Raw genomic sequence first — 16,700 nt, 5'->3', positions numbered from 1 at the left:
GGCCTAGTTGGCGGCTGCCTCCAGCAGGACCTTGCGGCTCAGCCGGATCTTGCCGGCGTTGTCGATGTCCACGACCTTCACCTGCACGGTGTCGCCCACCTGGAAGACGTCCTCCACGCGATTGATGCGCTTGTGGTCGATCTCCGAGATGTGCAGCAGACCGTCGGTGCCCGGGAGGATCTCCACGAAGGCGCCGAACTTGGTGATGGTCTTCACCTTCCCATCGTAGACCTTGCCCACCTCGGCCTCGGCCGTGAGGTAGTTGATCCACTCCACCGCCGCGTCGCTGCTCTCGCCATTGACCGCGGCGATGCGGACGGTCCCGTCGTCCTCCACCTCGATGGTGGCGCCGGTCTCCTCCTGGATGCGGCGGATGGTGGCGCCGCCCTTGCCGATGACGTCACGGATGCGCTCGGTGTTGATCTTGATGCTCGTGATCTTGGGCGCGTGACGGCTCACCTCGGGCCGCGCGCTGGGCATCGACTGCTCCATCACGTCGAGGATGTGCATCCGCGCCGTGCGGGCCTGGGCCAGCGCGTCGCGCATGACCTGCTCGGGCAGGCCCTCGATCTTGGTGTCGAGCTGGAAGGCCGTGATGCCCTTCCGCGTGCCCGCCACCTTGAAGTCCATGTCGCCCAGGTGGTCCTCCAGGCCCTGGATGTCCGTCAGCACCCGGAAGCTCTCGCCATCGGTGATGAGACCCATGGCCACGCCGGCCACGTGGGCCTTGAGGGGCACGCCGGCGTCCATGAGGGCCAGCGCGCCGCCGCAGACGGTCGCCATGGAGCTCGAGCCGTTCGACTCGGTGATGTCGCTCACCACGCGGATCGTGTAGGGGAACTCCTCCTCGTTCGGGATCAGCGGGCGCAGCGCGCGCTCGGCCAGGTTGCCGTGGCCGATCTCGCGGCGGCCGGTGAAGAAGCGGCCCACCTCGCCGACGCTGAAGCCGGGGAAGTTGTAGTGGAGCATGAAGCGCTTGAAGTACTCGCCCTCGAGGTTGTCGATGCGCTGCTCGTCACGGCTCGTCCCCAGGGTCGTGGCCACCAGGGCCTGGGTCTCGCCGCGCGTGAAGAGCGACGACCCGTGGGCCCGGGGCAGGAAGCTGGGAACGATCGTGATCGGGCGCACCTCGTCGAGCTTGCGGCCGTCGGCGCGCAGGGACTCCCTGAGGATCATCCCGCGCATGGCGCGCTTCTCGACGTCGCCGAAGGCCTTGCCGATCCAGCGCTCCTGCTCGGGGAAGTCCCCGGCGAGCTCCGCCAGCACCTTCTCGCGCAGGGCGTCCAGGGCGTCCTGGCGCTCGTGCTTGTGCGCGTTGCGGCCGAGGCGGTCGATCTCGGCGCCGTAGGTGGACTCCACGCGCTCCAGCAGACCCTCCGGCATCGACGGCGCGACGACCTCGCGCTTGGCCGGCGTGCCCGCCTTGGCGAAGAGCTCGCGCTGCATGGCGTTCAGCTTGCGGATGTGCTCGTGCGCGAAGGCGATGGCCTCCAGCATCTCCTCCTCGGAGATCTGATCGGCCTCGCCCTCCACCATCATGATGGCGGTGTCGCTGCCGGCGACCACGAGGTTGAGCGGGCTCTCCTCCGTCTCCTCCAGGGTCGGATTCGCCTTGAGGGCGCCGTTCACCCGGCAGACGCGAACGCCGGAGACGACGTCGCCGAAGGGGATGTTGGACAGGCCCAGGGCCGCGCTCGCGCCGGTGATGGCGAGCACGTCGGCCTCGTTGACCTGGTCGAAGCTGAGAACGGTGGCCACCACCTGCGTCTCGGCCATGTAGCCGTCGGGGAAGAGCGGACGGATGGGACGGTCCACCAGACGCGCGGCCAGCGTCTCCTTTTCGGACGGGCGCGCCTCACGCTTGAAGTAGCCGCCGGGAATCATGCCCGCGGCGTACTTCTTCTCCCGGTACTCCACGAAGAGAGGGAAGAAGGGCTTGTCGGGGTCGTTGTCCTTGCTGGCGACCGCGGTGACCAGCACGAGCGTCTCGCCCATGCGGACGATCACGCTGCTGGCCTGCTTGGCCACCTGACCCGTTTCCAGGGCATACTCCTGCCCCGACAGTTCTAGACTGACTTTCTGCATATTACCTCCGGGGTCCGGGAACGGACCGTGGTGGAAACAAGGGGGACCTTCCCCCTTCCCCGCCACGAATGGCGGGGAGGAGCGCCGACCCTCGACGCCCCTGTGCGCGGACCGTCGGCGTTAGCGCCGCAGACCCAGCGACTTGATCAGCTCGCGGTAGGTATCCAGCTTGTTCTGCTTCAGGTAGTCCAGAAGGCGACGCCTGCGTCCCACGAGCTTCATGAGACCTCGCCGCGAATGGTGATCCTTCTTGTGGACCTTGAAGTGTTCGGTGAGCTGGTTGATTCGCTCCGTGAGCAGGGCGATCTGAACTTCCGCAGAGCCGGAGTCGGCTTCGTGCAAGCGGAACTTCTCGATGATGCCCTTCTTGGTGTCGGACTCGAGTGCCATCGTCAGTATACCTCCAGGTATATTCGAGCAGTCGCGATGGCGGCAGGCGCGGGAGCACCCGCCAGAACGGCAGCAAACTAGCACAGTGCCAATCGGCTGTAAAGGGGCCTGGATGCAGGCTTTATTCCAACGGCCGAGGTCTTGATCCCCCGCCCCGCGATCCGGCCAGGGCGAGCCGGCGGCGGGCCTCGGCCACGTCGGCCGCGATGGCCGCCGTCAGCGCCTCCAGGCCCGCGAAGCGCTGCTCGTCCCTAAGCCGTTCCAGGACTTCCACATGCAGGGTTCGGCCGCAAAGGTCCCAGTCCCCGTCCAGCAGATGCACCTCGGGCAGGAAGGTGCCCCGGACCGTGGGGGCTTCTCCGAGGTTGAGCAGCCCGTCCGCGGCGCCCCCCTCCCAGCGGGCGCGCACCAGGTAGACCCCCCTGGGCGGCAGCAACTTCTCGGGGGGCGGCGGCGCGAGGTTGGCCGTCGGGAAGCCGAGGGCGCGGCCACGGCCCGCCCCCCGCTCGACCACGCCCGTGAGCGGAAAGGGACGTCGAAGCGCGTGGGCCACCGCGCCCAGATCGCCCGCGGCCAGGTCCTCGCGGATGCGGCTGCTGCTGACGATGCGCCCGTCGGCATAGCAGGGCGTCACCACGTCGACCCGATAGCCCAGCGACTCCCCCAGCGCGGCCATGGCCTCGGCCGAACCGGCGCGGCCGCGGCCGAGATGGAAATCGTAGCCCGCCACCAGCTGCACCATCCCCGCGGCGCCGACGAGCGCGTCGCGCGCGAAGTCGGCGTAGTCGGTGGCCGCGACCTCGCGGTCGAAGGGCAGGATCAGCAGTTCGTCGAGTCCGGTGTCGGCGAGCGCCGCGATGCGTTCCTCGAGCGTCAGCAGCAGCCCGGGCGCACGCTCGGGCCTCAGCACGGCCATGGGGTGCGGCCAGAAGGTGATGGCGCAGCTGGCGTCGAGGCGCCGCCGCCGCGCGGCCCCGAGCAGCGCGGCGAGGATGCGGCGGTGGCCGCGGTGCACGCCGTCGAAGACGCCGACCGTGACGGCGCGACGCCGGTCGCGGGGCAGGTCCTCGAGACGCCGATAGACCCGCACCGCTAGTCCACCAGTCGCCGCCGCAGGCGCAGGCGGGGCGGCGCGTCCGCGCTGGCGGGACGCTCGACGCGGGCGAGGGCGAGCAGCGCGTCCTCCGGCGAGAGGACGCGCACCCAGGCGCCCTCCGCCGCGGTGGCGAAGTCCCAGTCGAGGTCCTCCACGCCCGGCTGGGCGCCGAAGCGCAGGCGCTCGGCGTAGTCGCCGCGGGTGACGGCGGCGGGCAGGTCGGCGAGGGCGACCTCGAGCGGCAGGCCCAGCGGGTCGGTGCTGTCCTCCCAGAGCAGGCGGTCGGCGCCGACGGCGTGCTCCACGCTGAAGGGACCCGAGCGCAGGCGGCGCAGCGCGCGCAGGTGGGCCGGCACGCCGACCAGCTCGCCGAGGTCGCGGGCCAGCGCGCGCACGTAGGTACCGGCGCTGCACTCCACCTCGACGACGAGGTCGCGGCCGTCCCAGTCCAGTCGCTCGAGGCGGTGGATCGTGACCGGGCGCGGCGGCGGCGCGTCGTCCGCCTCCAGCTTGCCGGCGCGGGCGAGCTTGTAGAGGGGCACGCCCTCGCGCTTGATGGCCGAGTAGACCGGCGGACGCTGCTCGCGCCGCGCGGCGAGCGTGGCCAGGGCGTCGTCGAGGGCGGCGGGCGCGAGCGCGAAGTCCGCGGCGCTGGCGACGACCTTGCCCTGCCGGTCGTCGGTGTCGGTCGCGCTGCCGAAACGCACCGTCCCCTGGTAGACCTTCACGTGGTCCCCGAACACCTCGGCCAGCCGCGTGGCCCAGCCGGTGAGGATCAGCAGCAGCCCGCTGGCCATGGGGTCGAGCGTGCCGCAGTGCCCGGCCTTCTTGATGCCGAGGGTGCGGCGCAGCGTGCTCACGACGTCGTGGCTGGTGGGCCCTTCGGGCTTGTCCACGAGAACCAGACGGCTCACGCCTCCTCCTCGGTCCCGGGCGCCGCTGGCGGGGAGGGCGAGGGCGTCGCGTCGGCCGCGTCCACGGGCGGGGCCTCGTCCAGCAGCTCCTCCACGCGATTGTAGCGTTCGAGGCTCTCGTCGGCGCGGAAGCGCAGCTCGGGCGCGGTGCGCATCTTGAGGGTGCGCCCCACGGCGCCGCGGAGGAACCCGCCCGCCTTGCGCAGGCCGCGCAGGGCGGTCTCGCCGCCGCCCATGACGAAGACCTTGGCCACGCTGTAGTCGTCGTTGAGCTCGACGGCCGTGATCACCACGTCCTCCACCCGCGGGTCGCGCAGCTCCCGGGCGAAGAGATCGGTGAGCACCTCGAGGATGTGGTTTTCGAGCCGGCCCTTGCTGTGATCGCTCACCAGTACTCCTTCTCCTCCTCGAGCAGCACGACGCGGGGCTCCCGCTCGAGGATGGCCAGCACCTTCTCCAGCTGGGCGTCGCCCTGGGCCCGGCTCGCCACCACCGCCGCCACGCCCAGTCGCGCGCGGTCGTGGATGCCGGTCGGCTCCACCTCGCTCACGGAGAGATTGAGATCCCGGCGCAGGCGCGCCTTGAGGCGCTCGAGCACGGCGCGCCGGGCCTTGAGACTCCGGCAACCGGGGATGCCCAGCTCCAGCGTGAGCACCAGCACGCGCACGTCCGGCCTCTCCCGTCGGGCTCGCTACAGGGTGCGGGCGATCTCCTCGGTGGTGAACGCCTCGAAGGTGTCGCCCTCCTTGACGTCCTGGAAGTCCACCAGGCCGATGCCGCACTCGTAGCCGGACTCCACCTTGCCCACGTCGTCCTTGAAGCGCTTCAGGCTCGAGATGCGCCGATTGCCGATCACCACGCCGTCGCGCAGGACGCGGATCGTCGAGCTGCGCTCGATGACGCCGTCGGTCACGTAGCAGCCGGCCACCGCGCCGATGCGCGGCACGCGGAAGACCATGCGCACGGCCGCCGTGCCGGTGACGGTCTCCTTGATCTCCGGACGCAGCAGGCCGCCCATGGCCTGCTTGATCTCGTCCACCGCCTCGTAGATGATGTCGTAGGTGCGGATCTCCACCTGCTCGCGCTTGGCCAGCTCGCGCACCGAGACCTGCGGCCGCACGTGGAAGCCGATGATGATGGCGCTCGAGGCCGCGGCCAGCAGCACGTCGCTCTCGGTCACCGTACCCACCGACTTGTGGATGATGTTGACCTTCACCTCGTCGGTGGACAGCTTCTGGAAGTTGTCGGCCATGGCCTCCACGGAGCCGGCGACGTCGCCCTTGAGCACCAGGTTCAGCTCCTGCACCTCGCCCTGGCTGATCTGGCTGTAGAGGTCGTCCAGGGTCATGCGGCGCTGGTAGCGCAGCTCCTGCTCGCGGCGGAGCTGCTGGCGCTTGACGGAGACCTCGCGGGCCTTGACCTCCGATTCGGCCTCGGCGAAGACGTCGCCCGCCTCGGGCACGTCGCTCGCGCCCAGGATCTCCACCGGAGTCGCGGGCCCGGCCTCGTCGATGCGGTCGCCCCACTCGTTGATCATGGCGCGCACGGTGCCGTAGTGGAGGCCCACGTCGAAGGGCGTCCCCACTCGCAGCGTTCCCTGCTGCACGAGGACCGTGAACACGACGCCGCGGCCCGGGTCCTTGCGCGCCTCGATCACGATGCCCTTCACCGGCGCCTCGGGGGCGCCCTTGAGCTCCAGCAGCTCGGCCTGCGTGAGCACCATCTCGAGCAGGTTCTCCACGCCGTCGCCGAACTTGGCCGAGATGGGCACGGTCACGGTGTCGCCGCCGAAGTCCTCCACGGTGACGCCGTGCTGCAGCAGCTCCTGCTTGACCCGGTCGGGGTTGGCCGCCGGCAGGTCGATCTTGTTGATGGCCACGATGAGCGGCACCTTGCCCGCCTTCGCGTGGTCGATGGCCTCCACCGTCTGCGGCATGACGCCGTCGTCGGCGGCCACCACCAGGATGACGAGGTCCGTCACCGACGTGCCGCGCGCGCGCATGGCCGTGAAGGCCGCGTGGCCCGGCGTGTCCAGGAAGGTGATCCTGCCGTTCGGCAGCTCCACCGAGTAGGCGCCGATGTGCTGCGTGATGGCGCCCGCCTCGCCCTCGGCCACCTTGGCCTGGCGGATGTAGTCCAGGAGCTTGGTCTTGCCGTGGTCGACGTGACCCATCACCGTGACGACCGGGGCGCGGGGCGCCAGGTCCTCGGGCGCGAACTCCACCGGCTCCGGCTCGCCGATCTCGCTGAACTCGCTGATGAACTCGACGTCGAACTCGTACTCGCTGGCGATGAGCTCGATGTCCTCGCGCTCCAGACGCTGGTTGATGGTCACCATCAGCCCGTTCTTGAGGCAGGTGGCGATCACCTCGTTCTGGGGCACCTTCATGGCGTTGGCCAGCTCGGAGAGCGTCGACAGGGGCAGGATGCGCAGCCGGGTCTCCTGCACGGCCGTCCGCTCCTCGGCGGTGAGGATCGGCGCGCCGCCGGTCCCCCGGCGCCGCTGCTTGCGCCCGCCGCGGCCTTCGATGGTGGCCATGGCCTGGCGGACGCTCTTGCGGATCTCCTGCTCGTCGCGGTCGCTCTTCTTCTTGCGGCGCTTGCGGCCGCGCGCGGCCGTCGCATCGCCCGCGGGAGGCGGCGGCCCGCCCGCGGCGCCACGCGGCGGCGAGGGCCGGACCGCGCCGCCGGGACGACGCGCGCCCGGCGCGCCCCCGGCACCGGCGCTGCTGAAGTCACGACCGGGACTGCGCGCGCCGCGGTTGCGGAGCAGCTCGTCGCGCGCGGGGGCGCCGGGCTCCATGCCGGGCGCATAGCGGATGACCCGCGGCTTCTCCTCCGGCTGCGGCTCGGGCTCCGGCTCGGGCTTCGCGGCCTTTTCCTCGGCCGCGCGGGCGGCGGCGGCCTCCTGCTCGGCGCGCTTGACCACCTGGACGCCGCTCTTCCGCTCGCTCGGACGCGGCGGAACGGCCTTGGGCGCGGCCGGCTCCGGGGCCGCCGGCGCCGGGGTCACGGCCTTTTCCTCACCGGCGGGCGCGGGGGCCGCCGGGGCGGTGGGCGCCTCGGGTGCGGCGGGAACGGGAGCGGCCTCGGTCGACGCGTCGGCCGTGGCGGCCGCCTTCTTCGTCGCCTTCTTGACCGTCGCCTTCTTGGTGGCCTTCTTGGCGACCTTCTTCACGGCCTTCTTGGCGGCGGGCTTCTCGGAGCTGTCCCCGGCGGGCGCGAAGCGCTTGTCGATGGACTCCTGCATCTCCGCGCTGACCTGCGACATGTGGCTGGCCACGTCGAAGCCCTGGTCGCGAAGATAGTGGACCAGCTCCACGCCCTTCACGCCGAGGGATTTCGCGACCTGATAGATTCGCTTCGCCAACTTTACCTCCGTAAGGCCCCGGGGTCCGCAGCGCCGCCTTCACCCAGGCGCGCCAGCATCCCCGCGGCCAGCCCGGGGTCGGTTATCCCCAGGATGGCCAGTTCACGCCGGCCGATCCAGGCGCCCAGCGCCTCCCGATCGGCCAGTTCGACCAGCGGCGTTTGTCCCACCGCCAGCCTGCGCAGCGACTCGCCCGCGTCGCGCGCCCTGAGGATCAGGACGCAGCGCCCCTGCGCGAGAGACTGCTTCACCGCCCGGTAGCCCAGCGCCACACTGCCCGCCCGCCGCGCCAGATGCAAGTAGGGCAGCAGCGATTCGAGCGTGGCGTCCCCGGCCATCTCAGGCGGGACGTTCCCCGTCGTCGCCCGCCTCCACCGTGCTGGGGGCGGGATCCGCGTCGGGCTCCTCGTCCGCGGCCTCCGCCTTCGGTTCGAAGGGGTTGGTCGCGGGACCCGCGTCGGCCGCGGGGGCGCCGTCCGCCTCGTCCTCGTCGTCCTCGTCGTGATCGAACTTGGACTCGTCGAAGAAGGGCTCGGCCTGGCGCCGCTCCTCCTCCAGTTCCCGACGACGGCGATCCACGTAGTCGTCCCGCGCGTTCTCCAGATCCATGAGGCCGGCGTCCGCGCGCTCGAGGATCTTCTCGGCGGTCTTGTCGCCGATGCCCTCGATCTTCGCGAGCTGCTCGGGCGCGGCGGCCGCGAGGGCCTCCAGGCTGTCGTAGCCGGCGCTGGCCAGGGCCTCGGCCAGGCGCGGCGTGATGCCCTCCAGATCGCCCACGGCCATGGTCACGTGCTCCATGGCCTCATCGCGCAGCTTCAGCAGCTCGCTGGTGACGAGGTCGATGCGCCAGCCCGTCAGCTTCGCGGCCAGGCGGACGTTCTGCCCCTCCTTGCCGATGGCGAGCGAGAGCTGGTCCTCGGCCACGATGACTTCCAGCGCGCGGGCGTCCCAGTCCACCACGCGGATGGACGAGACCATGGCCGGCGACAGCGCGCGCGACACGAAGTTGTGCACGTCGTTGTCCCAGGGCACGATGTCGATGCGCTCGCCGCTCAGCTCCTTGACGATGGCCATGACGCGCGCGCCCTTCATGCCCACGCAGGCGCCCACGGCGTCGACGCGGTCGTCCTTGCTGTAGACGGCCACCTTCGAGCGCCAGCCCGGCTCCCGGGCGATGGCCTTGATCTCCACCAGGCCCTCGTAGACCTCGGGGATCTCCTGCTCGAAGAGGCGCAGCAGCAGGTCGGGATGCGTGCGGCTCAGGATCACCTGGGGTCCGCGCGATTCGCGCTGGACCTCGAGCACCAGGCCCTTGACCGTCTCGCCCTGATGCCAGCGCTCGCGGCGGATCTGCTCGCGGTAGGGCAGCAACGCCTCGGCGCGCCCCAGGTTGAGCAGGATGTTCCCGCGGTCCACCTGCTGCACCGTGCCGCTGACGATCTCGCCCACGCGCTTGCTGTACTCGTTGAAGATGCGCTCGCGCTCGGCCTCGCGGACGCCCTGCACCAGCACCTGCTTCGCGGTGAGGATCGCGTTGCGGCCGAATTCCTTGACGTCCAGGGGAATGCGGATCATGTCCCCCACTTCGGGATCGTCGATGTACTCGCGCGCCTCCTCCACCGTGAGCTGCTGGTCCTCGTTCTCCAGGTCGTCCTCGGTGACGACCTGCATCACGAGGTGGATCTCGATGGCCCCCTGGGGATCGATGGTGACGTCCACGTTGGCCTCGGAGCCGTGCTTGCGCCGCACGGCCGAGCGCAGGCCCATGGCCAGCGTCTCGATCAGCACCTCGCGATCGACCTTGCGCTCGCGAGTGATCTGCTGCAGGGCTTCGAAGAAGCCTTCGCTCATCGTAGTTCCTCCGTCGACGTCCCGTTCAGTCCCGCCGCGTGCTCAACGTGGCCAGGACACGCGCCTTGCCGATGGCGCTCCAGGGCAGCGTGACCTCGCCGCCCTCCCACTCCAGCCGGATCGCGTCGTCGCCGACGTCGCTGAGCCGGCCCTCCAGCGTCGGGTTCTCGCCCGACGCGGGATCGTGGTCCGCCCGCGTGATCCGGACGCGCTCGCCCAGCGCCATCGCGAAGTGCCGCGGCGTGAGCAGCGGCCGGTCCACCCCGGGTGATGAAACCTCGAGGACGTAACTGCCCTCCACGGCCTCGGCCGCCTCCAGCGCGGCGCCCACCCGTCGGCTCACCCGGGCGCAGTCGTCCAGGTTCACCCCCTGCTCGCCATGGATGAAGACCTGCAGGAGGCGGCGCTTGCCGGCCGGACGCAGCTGCCAGCTGTAGAGCTCCAGCCCTTCCTGGCGGATCTCCTCCGTCAGGAGACTCTCCAGGTCCTCGCGCATGCGGATGCCTTCCAGGGAGAGTAGAAAGAAAAAAGTGGGCACAATCACCCACTTGCCCCGATACCTTAGTACGGATGGCGCGGTGCCGCAAGGGGTTATTTGCCAGGACCCTAGAAAACGAAGGTGGTCCGCAGGTCCAGCCGCACCCGGGTCTGGACGTTGTTGCGGATGTCGTCGCTGGTCCGGCTGAAGGTCAGGCCGGCCGAGCCGCGGAGCTTCTCGGTGAACTGGTAGCTGGCGCCCGGGCTGATGGTGAAGCTCTTGGACCCGCCCAGGGGCGTCTCGAAGCCGCCGGAGTCGATGCGGACGTTGCGGATACGCGTGTAGCCCAGCTTGGCGTTCAGGTCCATCCGGCTGGAAAAGCGGATCTTGCCGAGGCCCGGGAAGCCCAGCCCGTTGGGCGCCGACAGGTTGTAGTTCCAGGACAGGTCGACCTTCAGGTTGCTGCTCTTCGTCTGGCTGGTGTTCTCGATGCTGGCCGTGGAGCCGTAGCTGCCGGTGAGCTGGGTCTGCATCTTGTTCGCCCAGTTCATGCTCCAGCGCGGCGTCCAGTTGGTGCTCTGCGTCCGGTTCTCGGTGCCCTGGACCAGGTTCTCCGTCACCCGCAGCTGCCGGCCGTAGCCCAGGCCCAGGGAACTGCTCTCGAGCATGTCGCCCCAGAGCGGCCACTTCTCCACCCCGCTGAGGTCCACGCTCAGGCTCGGCCACTTGCGATTGGTGTCCACGGTGCTCGTGCTGGTCATCTTGCGCGTGCCCCGGGTGTATTCGAAGTCCGTGCTGACCTGCAGGTTCTCCGCCACGGTCACGCCGGTGGCCAGACGGAGGTCCCGCGACTCGTCCAGCAGGTCGGCGCGCTTGTGGTCCACCGCGACGCCACCCTGGGTGCCCGGCAGGTCGGGATCCTCGCTGAAGCCGAGGCGGTAGAGCAGGGTCGGCGCGCCGTGGACGTTGTCGAAGCGCGTGTTCACCCGCCGGCTGAGGTCGACCTTGAGCGGTTTGAGGCCGCTGAGCACGTCCAGGGTCTTGTAGACGATGAACATGGGGTCGACCTGCTTCTCGGTGCTGTCGGCCTCGGCGGCGGCGGCCGGCACGGCGACCTCGAGCTCGTCCTCGATGAAGCGGCGCGTGCTCCGCCGGCGCATGCGCGGGTCGGGGCCGCGGAGGGGGTCCACCGGCACCAGCAGGCGCTGCGGCTGGTGGCGCGGCGCGCCGGTCGGCCCGGCGCTGCGCCCCGGCGTCTCCTCGGGCGCCTTGGCCTTGCGCAGCGCCTCGAGCCCCTCGCCGCCCATCCACGTGAACCACTTCCCCACCTCGAAGTTGTAGGTGGTGGAAATCACGTTGCTGTTGTTCAGGTTCTTGCTGCCCGCCGCCACCGAGTTCGAGCCGAGGTTCACCGCCTGCGCGCTCTGGCTGTAGTTGCTGTTGAAGCTGAACTTGGGACGGAAGCGACGCAGGTAGGGCAGCGTGAAGTCGATGCGCAGGGTCTGGCCCTGGCTGGTCTGGTAGCCGATGTTCAGCGACTTGCCGAAGAGCTTCAGCGCGTCGGGGTCCTCGTGCTCGAGGTCGCGCGCGTCGTTGATGCCGAAGTCCGTCTTGAAGGAGTCGAAGAGCGGCCAGTTGAGATTCGCCGAGTTGGTCAGCTTGCCGCTGCTGATGTAGGGGTTCGGGGTGTAGCGCAGGCCGCTCGCCTTCCAGCTCTCCGTGCGGGAGCGGGTGACGTCGGACTTGAGCCGCAGGCTTCCGGGCAGGTAGCGCAGTTGCCCGAGGCCGAAGATCGGCAGGCGCCGGTCCTTGATCTGGGTGTCGTAGCTCGCGCCGTAGGCCAGCTGCTCCTGCAACTCGAGGCGCAGCGGCGTGTTGCTGCGGCGCTGGGTGACGGACCCCGAGAGCTTGATCTTGTCGAAGAGCAGCCGGCCCAGCAGGTGCGTGGAGGGGCTGCGGCTCAGGCTGGCCGACACCCGCTGGTTGATGGACGTGCTCTTCTGCTCTTCCTGATGCGGGCGATCGAGCTCGACGTCGCTGCTGAGCTGGTACTTGGGCAGGCTGAGGCCGCGGCCGTAGCTGGCGTTGATCGGCAGCTTGTAGCCCCCCAGCGGGACGAAGTGCTCCAGCGCCGACGACGCGCTCACGCTCCAGTTGCGCGTGTGCGCGCCCTGTCCGGTGGTGGCCCGCAACCCGCGGAACTCGGCGTCCTGCTCCTGGTAGTTGACGCCCATGTTCAGCACGCCGGCCATGTTCACCGAGCCGGTCACCTTGCCGGCGTAGCCGGTGGCGCGCTTGACCTCCTTCACCTTCAGGTCGTTCACCCAGGTCTCGCCGGTCAGGGGCAGCGCGCCCTCGTCGTTGACGATGCCGAAGAAGAACGCGCGGATGCGGCTGAGATCCGGATTGCCGATGCGCGTCAGCGTGTAGTCGCGCCCCGGGAAGACCGCGTCCTCGCCGGCCGTGCGCACCGTGTCGGCGTCGCTGATCAGCTTGAGGTCGGTCCAGTCCTGCAGGTCCAGGTTCACCTCGGTCCAACCCTGGCTCTGCGGACGGTAGCGCCACTCGTAGTAGGTCGTGCTGTCCTGGGCGGCGCGCAGGAAGACATCGTGGTCGGCCGACGCCTGATCCGGATGGACGTAGAAGGTCAGCGTGCGGTAACCGGTCAGGTTGAGGCTCTGGTAGTCCTTGCGGATCAGCGCCTGGTGGCCGGGCTGCAGGTTCTCGTAGACGACGTTGAGCGCCTGCTCGCGCTCGGGCAGGCCCGTGTCCGGATCTAGCTGCTCGCCGAAGGGCCAGCTGAAGTTCGCGTTGTCCTTGCTGTTGATCACCTCGACGCGCAGGTCCTCCCCCGCGCTGAGCGACGTGGGCGGCAGCGTGACGCCCGTGGCCAGCTCCTGGATGCCGTGGGTCTTCCAGCGGTTGCCCACCAGCTTGATGCTCGCCACCTCCAGCCGGTTGGACGGCCGCTCCGGGTTCTGGCCGGGCGCGTTCAGCCCGTCCACCCAGAAGCGGAAGTAGTTGATGCGGCTCCAGTCGGGCGCCTGGAAGCCGTCGCCCACCACGCGGGCCTCGTCGAGGTTGATGCGATACAGTCGCCAGGCCTTGTTGTTCTCCGGCGGCGCCACGCCCTCGTCGGCGTAGACCTCCACCATGTCGGTGAAGGGAACGGCGTTCAGGTCCACGGTCAGCGTGAAGTAGCTGTTGGTCTGATCCAGGGTGCCGTCGCCGTCGAGGTCCTCGGTGTCCAGGCGCTGGTTGCTCTCGGTGCCGTTGATGCGGAAGTACGAGCTGCCGAAGTCCTCGTCCTGCTGTTCGGGCGCGTAGTCGTCGCCGGCGGGGTCCGCCGCGCCGCCGTAGGGGTTGTCGGGATCGGGGGGCTCGTCCATGTCGAAGACGCCATCGAGGCCCGTGTCCTCCTCGCCCTGGACGAAGACGCCGATGCCCTCGCGGTCCTCGGTGTCGTACTCGTTGAGCTCGGGGTTCCAGTAGTCCTCGTTGATGGCGCCCATGTCGAAGTGCAGCCGGCCCGTGCGGAAGAGCTGCTGCTGCTGGAAGTCGTTGACCCAGACCTCCAGGTACTGCGCCTCGCTGAGATCCAGTCCCTGGCCGCTGAAGCCGCGCATGAGGCCCATCCACAGCGAGTCGCCCTGGGCCCGGTTGTAGCCGTCGGTCTCCACCAGCGCCGGGTAGGCGCCGAGCTGCTGCGCGTTCAGGTTCACCGGCACGAAGAGCTGGAGGACGTCCACCACCTCCTGCGCCTCCTGCTCGGGCAGGTTCAGGTTGAAGTCCTCGCGCCGCGTGGTGCCCTGGGGCTTGAACCAGTAGGCGCCGCGCGCGCGGCCCGCGGGCGTGGGCAGGATGTCCGCCCCGCCGACGACGCGGATGGCGTCCACCGGCTCGCTGGCGCGCACCCACTGCACGCGGTTGACGCCGAGCTCTACGGCGTCTTCCGCGCCCTCCATGTCGTCGACGAAGGCCTCGTTGTCCACGTTGGGATTGGGGAAGCTCACCGCGAGCTCGCTGGACAGGCTGACGGTGCTCGTGGCGTCCGTGTCCACGCGCGGCAGGAGATTCGCGAAGGACGTGAGGAACTCCGGCTCCGCGCTCAGGTTGGCGAGCACGTTGCCCACCACGTTGCGCGTGGACTCCTCGCCCAGGCGCGGCCGCCGCGCGCCGCTGTACTTGGACTCGTAGAGCCACGAGCTCGCGATCTGGTTCTTCTCGCCGAGGTGATAGGTGCCGTTGAAGCCCACCAGGCTGCTCTGCCCGCCCCCCACCAGCGGACGGAACTGGTAGGTGACCTGCAGGTTGCTGCTCGGCGTGAGGCGCGCGGCCGCGTCGCCCAGCAGTTCCACCTCGCCGGAGAAGTAGTCGATGCGGTAGTCCGTGCCCTTCTTGAGCGGCACCCCGTCGAGCGTGACCACCTCGCTGCCCTCGAGGATGTCGAAGGCGTTCAGGTTGAAGCGGCTGGCCACCGTGGCGCTCTGGTACTTGATCACGTACTTGCTGTAGAGCGACGGGTTGCGGTTGATCGTCTCGCGCGCCGTCTCGTAGATGGCGGGGTTGAGGTCGGCGTCGGTGAGCAGTTCGCAGTCGCCGACCACCGGCTGGGTCCACTGGCAGACGAGCCCCTCCGGCGGATCGAAGGGCCGGTAGTAGGGAAAGATCAGCAGACCCTCGGCGATGTCGATGCGCGGCCAGTCGATGCGGCCGTCGGGGTCGAAGCCCTCCACGAGCTGGCCGCGGTACTGGTCCAGTCCGAAGAAGCGCAGGTAGGGCGTGTTGCTGCCCTCGGGATAGGCCGGATCCTGGGAGGTGCCGATGCGCTCGATGCTGACCTCGAGGCTCGCGAAGTCGATCTCCGTGCCGCCTAGCGAGTAGACGTTCCGCAGCATGTAGTCCCAGGTCGGACTGTCCGGCCGGTAGGGATCGGGCTTGATCAGCTCGAGGCTCAGGGTGTCGGCCTGGGAGTCGAAGTAGGTGATCTTGCCCTGGGTGTTGTCGCCGACCTGGCGCAGGGCGTCGCCGTTCGCGGAGTCGCGCGCGGTGTAGCTCACCGCCAGGATGTCCGTCTCGGCGATGGGGTAGTTCAGCTCGAGGATGCTGAAGTTGCCGTTGGGGTCCACCCGCCAGGTGTACTCGTTTTCCTGGAGGAGCTTGAAGGCCTCGAGCTCCGGGCTCTGCCCGGCGAGATCGTCCGCGAGACCGTTGCCGCCCAGATCGGTGTAGGCGCGGCCCCAGTAGTAGCGCGACGCGTCCGGGCTGCTGGCGCTGGGCGCGGCGCCGTTGGACACGAAGACCTGGAGCTTCTCCTCCACGATCCAGCGGTAGAAGCTGTCGGGATCGGTCGGGTTGTCGAGGAAGAAGAAGCGGTTGGCGATGTAGTCGGTGTCGCGCTTGGAGTCGGCGCGGACGTCCTGGCCCGAGTTGTTGAAGGTCTTGCTGGAGACCTCGCCCTCCTGCTTCGAGGCGATGGCCGTGAAGTCGAGGGCGCCGAGATGGCCCTGCATCTTCACGCCGAAGAGGCCCTTGTTCTGGGTGGAGTAGCTGATCAGGCCCGAGCTGGGCAGGCTGAGCTGCGTGTCGCCCATCTCGATGAGCTCCACCACCTCGTCCTCGTCGCCCTCGTAGCGGATGCGGATGCGGTTCGCGTCCGCGCCCTGCGCCAGGCTGTTGTTCTCCACCTCCACGTGGACCTTCTCGCCCACGGTGCCGTTGAGCTTGACCTGCAGCTCCTGCTTCATCTCCAGGCGCGGAAAGAGGGGCTGGCCGCGGCCGGACTCGTCGGTGATGAAGTTGCTGTTCCGCGTGGTCTCGCCGCTCAGGGTGATGGTCTCGCGGCCCGTCACCGTGATGTTGCTCTTCTCGCCGCGCCCCACCACGCGCTCCACGCTCTTTGGCAAGTTCAGGGGGATGTTGATGTCGATCAGCGAGCCGCGCGCCTGCTCCTGCTTCAGCTCGCGCGCGGTCTGCGCGGCCTTCTCGCGCAGCAGCGCCAGGCGGCGCGCGGCGATCTCACGGTCGAACCAGTCCTGCCAGACGAGGACGTCCCGCTGAACCGCCTGCGGCCACTCGTCGGCGAGCTGCCTGCCGTAGTGGTCCTCGCCGGAGGAGAGCGGCCGCATCTGGTCCAGCACCGCGGGGCGGCGGAGCCAGAGCACGAGGCCGCTCTCGGGGAGGACGCGCAGCTCGTCGACCCAGTAGGGCTCGCGGCCGTGGCGATCGACCACCGGCGGCAGCCACTGCGCGGGGCCCACGCCGCGAATCCACCCATCCAGACGGTGCTGGCGGTCGGCGTACCACTGGGCGTAGGGGCTGTAGGGCGGTTGATCGGGGGCGGGCGGCAGCTCCGCGCGGGCGTTGCCGGCCAGGAGGAGCAGCAGCGGCAGGACCACCGCGAGCGCGCGCAGCATCGCCGCGCCGCTGAGGCGCGCGCGAACGTTGGCGACTGGCTGGCGAGCTCTCTCGGTCATCGACGACGGGTCCCTCGGATCGCGATGCACGGCGTCACGA

Annotated in this window: 11 protein-coding genes; all 11 read right to left on the bottom strand. The window is 69.7% G+C overall.

From position 1 onward, the window contains the following. Positions 1–3: 3 nt before the first annotated feature. Complete coding sequence (locus tag H6693_00835; GenBank protein ID MCB9514723.1) at positions 4–2,085, bottom strand: polyribonucleotide nucleotidyltransferase; 2,082 nt, start codon at positions 2,083–2,085, stop codon at positions 4–6. Positions 2,086–2,205: 120 nt separating this feature from the next. Then, positions 2,206–2,475 carry a 30S ribosomal protein S15 gene (gene rpsO / locus H6693_00830; protein ID MCB9514722.1) on the bottom strand — a complete coding sequence of 90 codons (270 nt, stop codon included), beginning with the start codon at positions 2,473–2,475 and terminating at the stop codon, positions 2,206–2,208. 121 nt (positions 2,476–2,596) lie between these two features. Next, on the bottom strand, positions 2,597–3,565 hold the full coding sequence (ribF, locus tag H6693_00825; protein MCB9514721.1) for a riboflavin biosynthesis protein RibF: 969 nt from the start codon (positions 3,563–3,565) through the stop codon (positions 2,597–2,599). 2 nt (positions 3,566–3,567) lie between these two features. Next, complete coding sequence (gene truB, locus H6693_00820) at positions 3,568–4,485, bottom strand: tRNA pseudouridine(55) synthase TruB (protein MCB9514720.1); 918 nt, start codon at positions 4,483–4,485, stop codon at positions 3,568–3,570. Beyond that, positions 4,482–4,874: a 30S ribosome-binding factor RbfA gene (gene rbfA / locus H6693_00815; protein MCB9514719.1), complete on the bottom strand. Its 393-nt coding sequence runs from the start codon at positions 4,872–4,874 to the stop codon at positions 4,482–4,484. The genes truB and rbfA overlap by 4 nt, the downstream gene beginning before the upstream one ends. Further along, the gene (locus tag H6693_00810; GenBank protein ID MCB9514718.1) at positions 4,871–5,152 is read right to left on the bottom strand and encodes a DUF503 domain-containing protein; all 282 of its coding nucleotides are present in this window, start codon (positions 5,150–5,152) and stop codon (positions 4,871–4,873) included. The genes rbfA and H6693_00810 overlap by 4 nt, the downstream gene beginning before the upstream one ends. A 24-nt stretch (positions 5,153–5,176) precedes the next feature. Further along, positions 5,177–7,855 carry a translation initiation factor IF-2 gene (gene infB / locus H6693_00805; GenBank protein ID MCB9514717.1) on the bottom strand — a complete coding sequence of 893 codons (2,679 nt, stop codon included), beginning with the start codon at positions 7,853–7,855 and terminating at the stop codon, positions 5,177–5,179. Between the two features lie 2 nt (positions 7,856–7,857). Continuing rightward, the gene (locus tag H6693_00800) at positions 7,858–8,193 is read right to left on the bottom strand and encodes a 50S ribosomal protein L7ae (protein MCB9514716.1); all 336 of its coding nucleotides are present in this window, start codon (positions 8,191–8,193) and stop codon (positions 7,858–7,860) included. Position 8,194: 1 nt separating this feature from the next. Beyond that, positions 8,195–9,706, bottom strand: a complete 1,512-nt coding sequence (nusA, locus tag H6693_00795; GenBank protein MCB9514715.1) for a transcription termination factor NusA — start codon at positions 9,704–9,706, stop codon at positions 8,195–8,197. A 25-nt stretch (positions 9,707–9,731) separates the two neighbouring features. Further along, entirely contained in the window at positions 9,732–10,202 is a 471-nt protein-coding gene (locus H6693_00790; protein MCB9514714.1) for a ribosome maturation factor RimP, read from the bottom strand. A gap of 110 nt (positions 10,203–10,312) precedes the next feature. Beyond that, positions 10,313–16,660: a cell surface protein SprA gene (gene sprA, locus H6693_00785; protein MCB9514713.1), complete on the bottom strand. Its 6,348-nt coding sequence runs from the start codon at positions 16,658–16,660 to the stop codon at positions 10,313–10,315. Positions 16,661–16,700 lie beyond the last annotated feature (40 nt).

Source organism: Candidatus Latescibacterota bacterium, from assembly GCA_020633725.1.
In the GTDB taxonomy this organism is placed as follows: domain Bacteria; phylum Krumholzibacteriota; class Krumholzibacteriia; order JACNKJ01; family JACNKJ01; genus VGXI01.
This window is presented reverse-complemented; position numbering and strand designations above follow the sequence as displayed.

Coding starts and splice junctions, on each gene's coding strand:
- H6693_00835 (MCB9514723.1), bottom strand. CDS start 2,085: ATGCAGAAAGTCAGTCTAGAACTGTCGGGGCAGGAGTATGCCCTGGAA.
- rpsO (MCB9514722.1), bottom strand. CDS start 2,475: ATGGCACTCGAGTCCGACACCAAGAAGGGCATCATCGAGAAGTTCCGC.
- H6693_00800 (MCB9514716.1), bottom strand. CDS start 8,193: ATGGCCGGGGACGCCACGCTCGAATCGCTGCTGCCCTACTTGCATCTG.
- nusA (MCB9514715.1), bottom strand. CDS start 9,706: ATGAGCGAAGGCTTCTTCGAAGCCCTGCAGCAGATCACTCGCGAGCGC.
- H6693_00790 (MCB9514714.1), bottom strand. CDS start 10,202: ATGCGCGAGGACCTGGAGAGTCTCCTGACGGAGGAGATCCGCCAGGAA.
- sprA (MCB9514713.1), bottom strand. CDS start 16,660: ATGACCGAGAGAGCTCGCCAGCCAGTCGCCAACGTTCGCGCGCGCCTC.